The 12,350-nt window shown below is 67.4% G+C and carries 13 protein-coding genes; 8 read left to right on the top strand and 5 right to left on the bottom strand.

Translation table 11 applies throughout. The features are described from left to right. The first annotated feature begins 153 nt into the window (after positions 1-153). Positions 154-270 carry a winged helix-turn-helix transcriptional regulator gene (locus tag ACWEKS_RS25150; RefSeq protein ID WP_452342347.1) on the top strand — a complete coding sequence of 39 codons (117 nt, stop codon included), beginning with the start codon at positions 154-156 and terminating at the stop codon, positions 268-270. 67 nt (positions 271-337) lie between these two features. Here the strand turns inward: ACWEKS_RS25150 and ACWEKS_RS25145 are convergent, their stop codons facing one another. Together ACWEKS_RS25145 and ACWEKS_RS25140 are read right to left on the bottom strand one after the other, a co-directional pair. Further along, on the bottom strand, positions 338-643 hold the full coding sequence (locus ACWEKS_RS25145) for a hypothetical protein (protein ID WP_452342338.1): 306 nt from the start codon (positions 641-643) through the stop codon (positions 338-340). Continuing rightward, complete coding sequence (locus ACWEKS_RS25140) at positions 630-1,013, bottom strand: hypothetical protein (RefSeq protein ID WP_452342337.1); 384 nt, start codon at positions 1,011-1,013, stop codon at positions 630-632. The genes ACWEKS_RS25145 and ACWEKS_RS25140 overlap by 14 nt, the downstream gene beginning before the upstream one ends. 231 nt (positions 1,014-1,244) lie before the next feature. Here ACWEKS_RS25140 and ACWEKS_RS25135 point away from each other — a divergent pair, with 231 nt between their 5' ends. The 7 genes from ACWEKS_RS25135 (at position 1,245) to ACWEKS_RS25105 (ending at position 9,257) form a co-directional block, all read left to right on the top strand. Continuing rightward, positions 1,245-2,132 carry a helix-turn-helix domain-containing protein gene (locus ACWEKS_RS25135; protein WP_452342336.1) on the top strand — a complete coding sequence of 296 codons (888 nt, stop codon included), beginning with the start codon at positions 1,245-1,247 and terminating at the stop codon, positions 2,130-2,132. Continuing rightward, entirely contained in the window at positions 2,129-2,338 is a 210-nt protein-coding gene (locus ACWEKS_RS25130; protein WP_452342335.1) for a DUF397 domain-containing protein, read from the top strand. Before ACWEKS_RS25135 ends, ACWEKS_RS25130 begins: the two co-directional genes overlap by 4 nt. Before the next feature lie 467 nt (positions 2,339-2,805). Continuing rightward, positions 2,806-3,414: a hypothetical protein gene (locus tag ACWEKS_RS25125; protein ID WP_452342334.1), complete on the top strand. Its 609-nt coding sequence runs from the start codon at positions 2,806-2,808 to the stop codon at positions 3,412-3,414. 112 nt (positions 3,415-3,526) lie between these two features. Beyond that, on the top strand, positions 3,527-4,543 hold the full coding sequence (locus ACWEKS_RS25120; RefSeq protein WP_452342333.1) for a TIGR03617 family F420-dependent LLM class oxidoreductase: 1,017 nt from the start codon (positions 3,527-3,529) through the stop codon (positions 4,541-4,543). Between the two features lie 151 nt (positions 4,544-4,694). Then, on the top strand, positions 4,695-5,708 hold the full coding sequence (locus ACWEKS_RS25115; RefSeq protein WP_452342332.1) for a M48 family metalloprotease: 1,014 nt from the start codon (positions 4,695-4,697) through the stop codon (positions 5,706-5,708). A 125-nt stretch (positions 5,709-5,833) separates the two neighbouring features. Beyond that, entirely contained in the window at positions 5,834-8,077 is a 2,244-nt protein-coding gene (locus ACWEKS_RS25110; RefSeq protein WP_452342331.1) for a DUF2267 domain-containing protein, read from the top strand. Positions 8,078-8,105: 28 nt separating this feature from the next. Next, positions 8,106-9,257: a site-2 protease family protein gene (locus ACWEKS_RS25105; RefSeq protein ID WP_452342330.1), complete on the top strand. Its 1,152-nt coding sequence runs from the start codon at positions 8,106-8,108 to the stop codon at positions 9,255-9,257. Positions 9,258-9,276: 19 nt separating this feature from the next. Here ACWEKS_RS25105 and ACWEKS_RS25100 read toward each other — a convergent pair whose 3' ends face one another. The 3 genes from ACWEKS_RS25100 to ACWEKS_RS25090 form a co-directional block, all read right to left on the bottom strand. Further along, positions 9,277-10,935 (bottom strand): SulP family inorganic anion transporter, encoded by a 1,659-nt coding sequence (locus ACWEKS_RS25100; RefSeq protein WP_452342329.1) that lies wholly within the window; start codon positions 10,933-10,935, stop codon positions 9,277-9,279. A gap of 207 nt (positions 10,936-11,142) precedes the next feature. Further along, positions 11,143-12,045: a universal stress protein gene (locus ACWEKS_RS25095; RefSeq protein ID WP_452342328.1), complete on the bottom strand. Its 903-nt coding sequence runs from the start codon at positions 12,043-12,045 to the stop codon at positions 11,143-11,145. Positions 12,046-12,063: 18 nt separating this feature from the next. Continuing rightward, complete coding sequence (locus ACWEKS_RS25090) at positions 12,064-12,324, bottom strand: SHOCT domain-containing protein (protein WP_379426897.1); 261 nt, start codon at positions 12,322-12,324, stop codon at positions 12,064-12,066. Positions 12,325-12,350: the final 26 nt, after the last annotated feature.

Raw genomic sequence — 12,350 nt, 5'->3', positions numbered from 1 at the left:
GCCGCGATCGGCATCCCGCTGGGCGCCGCGGCCGGTCTGATCGGTGTCGGCGGGCCCGCCGCCATCGCGGTCGGCATCGGCCTGTTCAACCGCCTCAACGCACCGGACTCCACCCCGGCCACGAACTGAGCCGCTACATCGGGCGTAGAGACCATCAGTCAACGGATGCTGACCTGCACGCTTCGTGGCTTGGAGCACGACGGCCCGGTCCACCGCGAGGTGTTCCCCACCAACCCGCCGAGCGTCGAATACAGTCTCACTTCGCCGTAAGGAGCTATGGCGGTTGCCGACCGTGATGGCCTCCTCGTCGCGGGATCCGCCTCGCCGGCGAAGGCCGTCAGTTCGTGTTCCTGGTGTGGCGTTCGATCACGTCATCGACCGGGCGGGCGCGTTCGCCGGGATCCGACGGTTCGGTGCCGTCGAAGATGGCGTCGAGTACTGCGGCGTGGTCGAGGGTGGCGGGAATGCGGTGGGAGGCGCGGGCGCTGACGATGACCGCGTGCAGGACGGCCGCGTAGATGAGCGAACGGGGGGCGGTCAACCGCCACCCGCGACGCTCGCAGTCGCACAGCCGCGCTTCGACGGTGTCGAGTACGTCCTGGATGACCTGGATCTCGATCCGGTCGGGGTCATCGCAGGGCATGACGACCTCCGAAAAACAGTGCGCCACACCCGAACACCGCCATCCGCACCACCGCGGACAGCGACCTGCGGTGCACACCCGGCACCCGTGCCGCACGCGGGTCGAGCACCATGCGCCCGGCTACGACCAGCGCGGTCCGCGCCCGCCACCGCACCCAGCAGCTGTCCACCCCGCATCCGAGATGCAGCTGCATTGCGGTATGCGCTTGTCCGGCAGTCAATGTGCCGGGATCGTCGTAGCACGACCACAGGCCACGCACCGCATACCCGGCCGCGCCGACCTCGGCGTGCTCTGTGTCAACGGTTCGCTGCTTCTCATGTTCGATGCGGTCGATGATCGCCTGCACCGACCACGGATTGTTGCTGGACATGATCGACCCCTTGCTCATCGGACGGCTATGGCGCGCCAGGCATTTGGAGAACCAAGTGATGTGATTTCTTGCCTGGCGTGCGATCAGGACACCACCGATGTCCTGGCGAGACAGCGAATTCGGACGTTCCGAACATGATTGGTTCGATTGGCCAGGACGGGGTCCATGCCCGGCGTACAGTCTGTTCCGCGATGGCGCGTGTTCCGTTCCGAAAATTCACAGGATGCACACATGACCAGCGATGACGAACCCTCGACACTGCCCAGGCGGCAACTGGGCCGGTTCCTGCGCGAGGCCCGCGACAGCCGTGGATTCTCGATGGATCGTGCGGCTCGCCTGGTAGAGCTGAGCAAGACCGCGTTGCACCGCATTGAGAGCGGTGGCGTGAAAAAGCTTCGCATTCGCGACATCCGAGCGTTGTGCGAGCTGTACGAGGTTTCTCCGGCCGATACCGATCGGGCCGTCGAACTTGCCAAGCAGGCGCAGGTCACCTCCTGGTACACCGCATTCGGCGGTCTCTACAGCGACTCGACGTTCAACATGTACGTCGGCCTGGCCGCCTCCGCGCGGCAGCTGATCGCCTATCACGAGATTGTTCTCGGACTGGTCCAAACCGCCGACTACGCCCGTGCATTGATCAGCGCGTTCTACGACGAGAGCAGCCACGAGGACATCGAACGCCGAGTCGAGTTGCGGCTCAAACGGCAAACGATCATCACTCGCAAAGCCGACCCAGTGAAGCTCGAACTGCTGATTCACGAGTCGGCGCTACACCGTGTGATCGGCAGCCCGCGCATTATGGCCGCGCAGTTGCAGCACCTGGCGGAGATCGGCAAGTTGCCCAACGTCTCGCTGCGCGTCCACCCGTTCACGAGTGGATGCAGCCGCGGTCTGTTACACGGGCCCTTCGTGATTCTCGAATTCGGGGACGCCAACACTCGCCCGAGCGAACCGCCCCTCGTCTATCTCGAAGGAGCCGGCAAACCGGACATCTACATGGAGAACAACGATGATGTACGGCGCTACCATGAAATCTCCTCGGCCATAAGAGAAACCGCATTGAACGAGACAGCAACGCGAGACCTGCTCAGACGGGTAGCAAGGAGTCACACCGCATGAACACCAACCTGTCCGGAGCACAGTGGTTCAAGAGCAGCCACAGCAGCGGCCAAACCGACTGCGTCGAAGTGGCCTGGCTGACCGGAGGCACGGTCGGAGTTCGTGACTCGAAGAACCCGACCGGCCCCGCCCTCGTCTTCGCCCCCGGCGAATGGGATGCCTTCGCCGCCGGCATCATTCGAGGGGACTTCAACAGCCCGGCCTGAGGGTCGATCAGTGCCAGCTGTGGGAAGAACTCCGTTCGTCCAGGCGGCATCATCTGCTTTGGGTGTCGTGGAGCGATCGGGGCATTCAAACGCCAACGCTCCCGCATGCGCCACTCGTGCCGTCTACGCACGCCACATGTGGCGTGAATCCCGAAGCGATCGAGTTCATCATCCGTGGACAGAGAATGCCCGCCCGGGTTGCGCTGAAAGAAATTGCCGCCCGGGCGGGCGCTAACCCTTTGCGCGCCGACGCGGTGTTGTTTGGGGTGTCGGCATCGAGAAACCTATCGCGGCAGTGGCATTCCATCGATGACGCACAGTGCCGCTCATGCGACAGTATGTGCCGGTGCTGACCGGTGCGGTTCCACTCGAGCAACCAATGATCAGCCACGATCTCGAACAGCACCTCGGCGGCTCTGCCCTTGTGGCAGCGCGAGGTCGTTTATCATCCGGCAGACCGTCACGGCATGCACGCACACGAGGGGAACATGAGGACTCACGCGAGACGGGCCACTGCGGCCGATAGCGATCTGGACCCCGGATGGTTCGACGGCGACGCCCAGCAGTCAGCGGCCTGGCTCGCGTGGAGCGACCAGGTTGCGATCGATGCCCGCATCGAGGCGTTGTTCACCGAGACGCTGCCCCGGCTGGAAGCGGTACAGGGCAGCGGGGGCCGTCCATCGCTGGATGACCGATTCAGCGCTGCTGCGTTCGATTGGATCGTGTCCCTGATCGATGCCGCGGTGCTTGGCGAGGACGGACGGTACGCGCCCGAAAACGGTGTTCTCGCGGAGCAATTCATCACCTATATCGGCGAGTGGATGGTGCGACGCGTCGAGGGTGTTTGGTTCAACTCACCTGAGAACGGTGCGCCGATCTTCGACGGGTACGGTCCGGCGGTTGGTTACCGGTGGTCGCAGGAGTCGACGAACGACTTTCTGGTGTTGTTGTTCATGATGGCCGTCGACAGCGACGATGCCCCGTATGGGTACTTCGTGGACCTATTGTGCGGGCGCGCACTGACGTTCGCGGAGGAGCGAGGCCGGCCGGATCTGAAAGCGGAGATCTTGGCGTGATCGTGCGCGGGCATGGATTCCGGAGGAGCAGACCGACGGCCTGAGGGCTCATGACGCGGTGCGCCCGCTACCGTCTGCGGTGACAACGCACCGACGCCGAGGAAGACGGTCGATGAAAGTCTATGCAGCCCTGGATCCGCGACTGCCGCTGTCCGAGGTGCCACGGGTGGCGCGGCGGGTGGAGGACCTCGGATTCGATGGGGTTCACATCCCCGAGACGATCCACGATTCGTTCGCGGTCGCGCTGCTGGCGGCGGAGCACACCAGCCGGATCACCGTGCGCACCGCGATCACGCTGGCGTTCGTCCGGAGCCCGACGCTGGTCGCATACAACGCCTGGGATCTCGCGAAATTCTCCGGCGGGCGCTTCGAGTTAGGGCTCGGAACGCAGATCAAGCAGAACATCGAAGGCCGTTTCGGGATGCCGTGGACCGAACCCGTCGCCAGGATCGGGGAGTACCTGACCGTGCTGCGAGAGCTGTTCTCCGCGTTCGCATCCGGCGATTCGATCCATTTCGAGGGCGACAGCTACCGGCTGACCCGGTTGCAGCCCTACTTCAACCCCGGCCCCGACGACATCGCCCCGCCACCGATCCTGCTCGGCGCGGTGAATGCCGGGATGTGCCGCCTCGCAGGACAACTCGCCGACGGCGTGATCACCCACTCCACCAACTCCGATCCTGGATACCTGCGCGACGTCGTTCAGCCCGCATTGCACGCGGGTGCCGCCGAACGCTCACGTCAGGCCCCCGGAATCATCGCCGCGGTCCCGATCGCCACAGGCGCCACAGCAGCCGAGGTGGCACGCGACCGTGAGCGGCAGCGACGGCTACTCGCCTTCCTCTACTCCACCCCGTCCTACCGGCCGACGCTGATACGCCTCGGCCTGCCCGCATTGTTCGACCGCCTACGCGAATTGGTGAAAGCGCAACGCTGGGATCAACTCCACGACGTGGTCACCGACGAGGTCCTTGATGCGCTGCTCATTTCCGGCGACTATGACGCCCTGCCGGACCTCATGCGTGACCGCTACGCCGGCCTCGTCCACGGCATAGTCCTACCGGCACCCGCAGCCGACCCCGAGAACACCCGATTGATGCACGCGATCGAGTCGCTCCGAGCGTTGTAGCGGGAACAGCACAACCCTTCATGTGCCCGCGGGAATCGCTTCCGCGCCCGCCCACCCGAAGTTGGGGCTACGCGACCTTGTCGCCGGTTTCGTATCGTGAAGCGACCGCGCAGGAGAACACAGCCTCGCCCGCACGAAGGGCTGACCCGCCATGTCTCTCGAATCGCCTTCGGGCACAACCAGGTACCGGTTCACTGGCCGCGCCCGCATCGAAGCCCGACTGCTGCCGCTGCTGCGCCTGCTCCTGGCTGTCCCCTGGGCGGTCGCGACCGTGGTGATGCTCTGGAGTCTCACGGCCTGGGCCGGGCGCTGGGCGACGATCAGCGTGATAGTGGTCTGGTGTCTGATCTGGTGTTACGCGCTGGTCGTCGAACTGATCAGGCCGGACGAGTTGACGATGCGGCGACGTGCCGCGGAATTTCCCGATATCGCGCCGTACCCACCGGAACGCGTCGAGCCCTCCATCCTGCTGTGGGCAGCCTCCTGGGACGTCATGGAGGCCGCGGGCCGACCCGGTGGTGCGGCAGGGGAGGGGACGTCTGCGGTGGAGCGGGTCGCCCGGGGTGAGAACTGGCTGCGAATGGTGCTAAGAACCCGTCGCCCTCGGGCAGCGGGTATGGCGCACCCACGCCGTCTTGTCTCAGTGACGATTTCGGCTGTGAACGAACTACCCCCGCTCGAGCTACGGGCAGTGATCGCACATGAATTCGGTCATCTGCTGATCGGCGGCTGGACTGTCAGGTTCCTGGAAAACCTGTGCACCACACCGGTCGTCACCGTCTTCGGCGCGCCGACCAAGTTGCTCATCACCCTGCTGTCCTATCGAAGATCGCCGGACATCGTTGCGACGATCGTGCTGCTGATCATGTACACCGTGTCCTTCGTCGCCCTGGTCGATGCCCTGCTCCCGACCATCGGCCTGCATCTCGCCCAGGCGCTCGCCATAGTCTGTCTCCTGCAGCCCTTCCCGAAGATGTGGGTGAACTGGCGGGAAGAATTCCTGGCTGACCAGGTGGCCGTCGACCTCGGCTACGGTCCCGCCCTGGACGATTACCTCATGACCTCCGGCGGGAAGTACGGCGAACGCTTCAGCGCCACCCACCCGGAAGTTTTGGCCCGCCGCCTGATGATTCGTTACCGCGCGCGGCCCTGGCCCTCGGCCTAGCCCGGGGTCCCGCGCCTACAGGCACAACGTAGTCACGGGCGATCGGCGGCGACGGGACCGTTGTCGTCACTGCGGGGACCTAAGTCCTCTGTTTCCGGCAGCCCGGCGCGCGGAGTGTGGGAGGCATGGACACGAACGCCTCCACCTCACGTCCTGTCGTCCGGCCCGACGACCTGCGACAGCGGGCGGTCGACCGCGCCGTGGCTGCCGAGCACCTGCGCGGCGGGACCCTCCACGATGCGTGCGCCGCGGAGCTGCGGGAAACGCACACCGGGCTGGTGGTGTTGGTCGGGGATCGGGCGTACAAGGTGAAGAAGCCCATCGTCACCGACTTCCTCGATTTCGCCACGACCGAGGCCCGGGAACATGCGCTGCGCCGCGAACTCGAATTGAATCGGCGCTGGGCTCCCGATGTCTACCTGGGCCTGGAACATCTCACCGGTCCGCTCGACAGTCCCGGCGAACCCGTGCTGATCATGCGGCGGATGCCGGAATCTCGGAGATTGAGCAGGCTGGTCACCAGCGGCGAGATCGGCCGGGCGGAACTGTCCGTACTGGCGACGGTGGTGGCCCGATTCCATCGCAATGCCATTCGCAGCAGCACCATCGATCAGGCGGGAACGGCACAGGCCCTGCGGCAGCGATGGCGAATCCTGTTGCGCGGCCCTCGATCCCATCCGCTCAGTACGCTCGATCCCGCGCTGGTCGACCGCATCGAGCGGCTGGCCATGCGTTTCCTCGACGGCCGCTCGCCGCTGCTGGCCGAACGTATTGCGGACGGCCGGATTCTGGATGGGCACGGCGATCTTCTGACCGAAGACATCTTCGCGCTCCCCGACGGCTTCCGAATCCTGGACTGTCTCGACTTCGACGACTCCCTCCGCGCTGTCGACGGCCTCGACGATGCCACCTTCCTGGCGATGGATCTGGAGTTCCTCGGCCGACCCCAGCTCGCCGAGGACTTTCTCACCGATTACCTGCGCGCGGCCGGGGATTCGCCGCCGGCCTCGCTGCGCCACCACTACATCGCCTACCGGGCCATGGTGCGGGCCAAGACGAACCATATCCGGGCCGCACAGGGCGACGAGCAGTTCGTCGGTCACGCGATCCGGCACCTGGATCTCGCGGTGCGGCACCTGGAGGCCGGCGCGGTGCGGCTGGCCCTGGTCGGCGGCCTGCCTGGGACCGGAAAGTCCACCGTCGCAACCCGTCTCGCGGAGATCACCGGCGCCGAGGTCATCTCGAGCGACACCGTGCGGGCCCGGCTCCGCGCCTCGGGCGCGATCACCGGTGCGAGCGGCGTCCTCGACGCCGGAGCCTATCGGCCCGACGCGAGATCACTGGTGTACACCCACATGCTGGAACTGGCACGGCAGCGGCTCGGGCTCGGCGTCTCGGTGATACTCGACGCCTCCTGGATCGATGCCGCCGAACGGACCCGCGCCCAGGCGCTCGCGGCGGGCGCCCACGCCGAGCTGATCTCGCTGCGCTGTGAGTGCCCGCGCCAGACGTCCGATACGCGCATCCGCACGCGCCGCCCCGGCGATTCCGAGGCCACCCCCGATATCGCGCATGCACTGGCCACGGCCAGCTCTCCGTGGCCGGACGCGACTACCGTGGATACCACCACCTCGATGGATGCCACCATCGCCCAGGCATTGCGCGGGTGGAACCAGACCTGTCAGCTCAGTGCGTTCTCATCTCACGAAAGGACGTGTCCCATGAGCCATCACACCGATCCGTTCGCACCGAGCGTGCACACCGCCCACGAATGGCTGGCGGCCGTGGCCGGAGCGATGGACACCGAGGATCGCTTCCTCGCCCATCGCGCCCTGCGCGCGTGGCTGCACACCGTGCGCGACCGCTTGGGCGTCAATGCCGCCGCGCATCTCAGCGCCCAGTTGCCCGAACTGCTCCGTGGCACGTTCTACGAGGGTTGGATCCCGGCCCACGTGCCGGTTCCACGCGATGTGCCGTCATTCCTCGCCCAGTTCGCCCATGCCGCGGGCGTCAGTCCCGAGGAGGCCGTGCCGCTGGTGGGGGTGGTGACCGATGCCCTCGCCGACCTGTTCTCTCCCGGTCAGCTCGATCATGTGCTGGCGCAGCTGCCGGTGGCGCTGCGCTTCCTGCTGCTCGGCACCGACCTGGCGGCGGTCTACGGGGGCGCGGCGGTCCCCACACAGCCGGGCCAGATACCGACCGATGACATCGAACGACGCCTGACCGCTCTCACCGAGGCCGTCACCGCGCTCGTGCGCGGCCTCGAGTATCCCGCCGACGCCGGACCGGACGAGCACGGCGGATTCTCGGCCGCGCAGCAGGCCCATCGCATCCTGCTCGCTCAGGGGCTGACCGGGTCCGAGCGCTGATCCGACCGGCACGACAGACGAGGACACCATGCAGCTCCGATCCACGGTCCCGCTGGGAAGAATCGCCGGCATCCGTGTCGCCGCGCACTGGTCGGCGGCCGTCACCGTGGGGCTGTTCACGTGGATCCTCGCCACCTACCTCCGTGGCACCGCCGGCGCCGGAATCATCTGGGCCGCGGCGATCGCTGGCGCTCTCGGATTGACCGCCTGCCTGCTCGCACACGAGCTGGCACATTCGATCGTGGCCACCCGCAATGGGATTCATGTCGAACGCATCGTGCTGTGGCTGCTCGGCGGGGCCTCCGAGCTGACCGACGAGCCCAAGGATGCCCGGACCGACCTGCGGGTCGCCCTGGTCGGCCCCGCCACCAGTCTGATGCTCGGCGTGATGGCCTACGGCGCGGCGGCCGTATCGTCGGTCTTCTCCCCCGGCGGTCCGGTCACCGCAACCCTCGTCTGGCTCGCCACCGTGAATGTGGTTCTCGCCGTGTTCAATATGCTGCCGGGCGCACCCCTCGACGGTGGGCGGGTCGTGCGGGCGGTGATCTGGTGGCGCAGCGGCGACCGCCTGCGCGCCGCGACCGCCGCCGCCCGCACCGGCCAGGTCCTGGGCATGACCCTGGGCGGCCTCGGCAGTGCCGAGATCATCGCGTTCCGCGACTTCAGCGGCCTGTGGCTGATACTGCTCGGTTTGTTCCTCTACAGCGCCGCCAACAGCGAGCTGACCATGGCGGGCCTGCGACATCGCCTGGGCGCCACCACCATCGGCGATGTCATGACCCCCGCGCCACGGATGGCCGACGCCGCATGGACCCTCGACCAGCTCCTCCGATCCGACCTCGTCTACACCCACCACCACCTCTTCCCGGTCGTCGACCAGAACGGCCACCCGTACGCCGTCCTCGCCTGGGCCGATCTCCTGCGCACCAGCGCACGTCCGCACCCCGGCCTCCGGGTCGCAGACCTCGCCCGCCCGCTCCCCCCGGCCGCGATCGCTCATTCCGACGATCTGCTCGCCGACGTCATCTCCCGAATCGTCCTGCGCCCCAACCTCGATGCCGTCGCCGTCACCGACCCCGCCGGCCGCCTCACCGGGCTGGTGACCGCTACCGACCTCGCGCTGGCCTGCAACCGCTCCGCCCTGGGGCTCCCGGCCCGCCCCTCCACCAACACACCCTGAACAGCGCGGGCGCAGGATGTCAGGCACCCGCTCGATGACCGTCGCCGGCCACCGCGGGCGCCAGCTGCCGCGCACAGGTGATGGCATCGGGCGTGTGGGTGAAAAGGTGGTCGGCGCCGCCCGCGGGCAGGGCCCCGATCGCGGTGAGACGGCGCTGGTGATCAGGGCGAAGCCCGGACATGAGCACGACGATGTGGCGGTGTTCGAGTTTGCCGATCGCGTCCTTGAGCACCAGCGCACCGGTGGTGTCCAGCGCGGTGATATGCGACATGCGCAGGATCACAACATGCACATCCGATACCTCGGCCAGCTCCAGCAGGAATCGGTGCGCGCCGGCGAAGAACAGCGGCCCGTCGAGCCGGTAGGCGACGATGTGCTCATCGAGCAGGTCGTGCTCCTCGGCCAGATGATCCCCCTCGTCCAGCGGAATCTGTTGCAGGCGAGCCTCTTTCGTGACCGAGCGCAAGGCGAGCACCACCGCGATCCCAACGCCCACCGCCACCGCGGTCACCAGATCGGCGGCGACGGTGACCAGGAACGTGACGCCCATGATCGCCGCGTCTCCCTTCGAAGCGCGGGCGATCGCCGCCAGCGACGCCGTCTCGACCATCCGCACCGTGGTCGCCAGCAGCACCCCCGCCAGTGCGGCGAGAGGAATCTGCCCGACCAGCGGGGCGGCCAGGAAAACGATGGCCGCCAACACGATCGCGTGGGTGAGCGCGGCCAGCCGGGTGCGACCGCCCGAGCGGACGTTCACCGCGGTGCGCGCGATCGCACCGGTGGCCGGGACACCCCCGAACAGTGGTGCGGCGATATTGGCCAGGCCCTGACCGAACAGCTCGCGGTCGGAGTTGTGGCGGGTACCCACGGCCATCGCGTCGGCGGCCGTGGCCGACAGCAGCGACTCCAATGCCGCCAGCGCGGCCACCGCCAACGCCGGCGCCAGCAGCGAACCCAGCTGATCGACGTGAAGGAAACCGAGGGCGGGGGCCTGTAATCCCGACGGGATGGTCCCGATCCGGGCCAATGGCAAATCGAACACCGCCACCGCCGCGGTCGCCAGCGCCACCGCCAGCAGCGCGAACGGCCAGCGGGGCAGATACCGGCCACCGACCAGCATGACCGCTGCCACCAGCAGGACGGTGGCGATCGGCAGCGGGTCGAGATGGCCCAGGTACTGGCGCACCGCGTCAGCGGCGGCCTGCCATACCTTGTCCCCGTGCGCGTGCGCGATACCGAGCGCTGCCGGGACCTGTTGCAGCGCAATGACAACCGCGATTCCTGCGGTGAAACCCTCGATCACCGGGGCGGGCATGTAGCGCACCGCACGCCCGACCCCGGCGACCGCGAGCACCACCAGCACAAGCCCGGCCAGCAGCCCCACGGCCAGCACCCCGCTCGCACCGTGCTGATGGAAGATCGGCACCAACACCACGGTCATCGCTCCCGTGGGCCCCGACACCTGGAACCGCGATCCGCCGAAGACCGCCGCAACCGCGCCCGCGATCACCGCGGTCGCCAGGCCGGCGGCCGCGCCGAGGCCCGAGGAGATCCCGAAACCCAGCGCCAACGGCAGCGCGACCAGGGCGACGATCAGCCCGGACAGCAGATCCGCACCCGGGGCACGCACGCCCGCACGCCAGTCCGACCAGACCGGCAGCAGTGCCCGCACGCTCACAGTTCTTGCACCAGAGCCGATTTCAACGTTGCCGGGTGCTCCCGCACCGCTGTCGGCCCCTCCGCAGTGGTCTGATCGTCCACGGCAGCATCCTCCTTCACCAATAAACTGGGTTATTAGTTTAGAAAACATGCAATCAGTGGGAGCATGCACCCCCCCTTGTCGGGGGGCGGCACTGCAGCTACCACAGGGCGAAGACCATGTCGGTCAGCGGGCCGGCACCACGATCATCGGGCATTCCACGCTGTGCAGCAGCGCGTTGCTGGTCGAGCCGAGCAGCATGCCGGCGAAACCGCCGCGGCCGTGACTGCCGACCACCAGCAGCTGGGCGTTCTCCGCGGCTTCGAGCAGGGATTGGATCGGGCGGTCGCGGACCAGGATTCGGCGGACCTGGACATCCGGGTAGCGTTCGCCGAATCCGGCCACTCGTTCAGCGAGCAGTTCGGTTTCGCGGTCGCGGACGGCGTCCCACCCCGGCAGCGGCAGACCGCCACGGTTGGTGTCGCTCCAGGCGTGCAGCGCGTCGAGCCCGACCTTGCGGCGGGATGCCTCCTCGAAAGCCAGCGTCAGGGCAGGCACGCTGTTGGGCGTGCCATCGACGCCGACGAGCACCGGCTGCTCCGCGGACACCGGGTCGATCGCCGCTCGCGTATGCACGATCGCGATGGGGCAGTGGGCATGCCGCGTTACCGCGGTACTGACCGATCCGAGCAGGCCGCGCCGGATCGCGCCGTGCCCACGGCTGCCCACCACCAGCAGGCGCGCGTGCCGCGACCGTTCGATCAGAGACGGAATCGCCGTGTCGAAGGTGACATCGGTACGGATGGACAGGCCGTCGCCGACGGCCGCGGTGCGCGCCACGCGACTCGCTTCGGTGACCACCCGCTCACCGTCGAGCCGGAGCCAGTCGGTGTCTGTATTGGTCAGCATCGCACCGGGCCCCCATCCACCGGGGACCGCCACGGAGGTGACGATCTCCAGTGGCGAGCCGTGCAGTCCCGCATCCACGGCCGCCCAGGCCACGGCGCGGTACGAGACGGCCGATCCGTCCGTTGCCACGACGACCGGCGGATTCAGTTGCCCGCCGGGGGTTTCGGAGATCTCCGACATTCTCTCGCTCCTGTCGTCCTACTGCCGCGCGCCCGAGGCCCGCAGTGCGGCAAGGCGATTGGTGTATTCGGTCTCGTCGATCTCGCCGCGCGCGAAACGCTGGGCCAGCAGTTCCTGCGGCGACGGGGATTCATAGCGCCCCGAGCGGCCCGGGTCGGATACCGCGAACCGGACCGCGAACGCGATTCCGACGATGAGCAGGGCCCAGAAGACCAACATGCCCACGCCCATCCAGGCGTAGCCCCAGCCACCCATATCGTGGCCGTACCAGTACATCATGGCGATGCCTCCAGTTCTTTCGTGTC

The organism is Nocardia sp. NPDC004711 (genome assembly GCF_053601595.1).
The sequence above is the reverse complement of the archived record's forward strand: the minus strand, read 5'-3'. Positions and strand labels throughout refer to the sequence as shown.

Coding starts and splice junctions, on each gene's coding strand:
- ACWEKS_RS25145 (WP_452342338.1), bottom strand. CDS start 643: ATGCCCTGCGATGACCCCGACCGGATCGAGATCCAGGTCATCCAGGAC.
- ACWEKS_RS25140 (WP_452342337.1), bottom strand. CDS start 1,013: ATGTCCAGCAACAATCCGTGGTCGGTGCAGGCGATCATCGACCGCATC.
- ACWEKS_RS25135 (WP_452342336.1), top strand. CDS start 1,245: ATGACCAGCGATGACGAACCCTCGACACTGCCCAGGCGGCAACTGGGC.
- ACWEKS_RS25130 (WP_452342335.1), top strand. CDS start 2,129: ATGAACACCAACCTGTCCGGAGCACAGTGGTTCAAGAGCAGCCACAGC.
- ACWEKS_RS25125 (WP_452342334.1), top strand. CDS start 2,806: ATGCACGCACACGAGGGGAACATGAGGACTCACGCGAGACGGGCCACT.
- ACWEKS_RS25120 (WP_452342333.1), top strand. CDS start 3,527: ATGAAAGTCTATGCAGCCCTGGATCCGCGACTGCCGCTGTCCGAGGTG.
- ACWEKS_RS25115 (WP_452342332.1), top strand. CDS start 4,695: ATGTCTCTCGAATCGCCTTCGGGCACAACCAGGTACCGGTTCACTGGC.
- ACWEKS_RS25110 (WP_452342331.1), top strand. CDS start 5,834: ATGGACACGAACGCCTCCACCTCACGTCCTGTCGTCCGGCCCGACGAC.
- ACWEKS_RS25105 (WP_452342330.1), top strand. CDS start 8,106: ATGCAGCTCCGATCCACGGTCCCGCTGGGAAGAATCGCCGGCATCCGT.
- ACWEKS_RS25095 (WP_452342328.1), bottom strand. CDS start 12,045: ATGTCGGAGATCTCCGAAACCCCCGGCGGGCAACTGAATCCGCCGGTC.
- ACWEKS_RS25090 (WP_379426897.1), bottom strand. CDS start 12,324: ATGATGTACTGGTACGGCCACGATATGGGTGGCTGGGGCTACGCCTGG.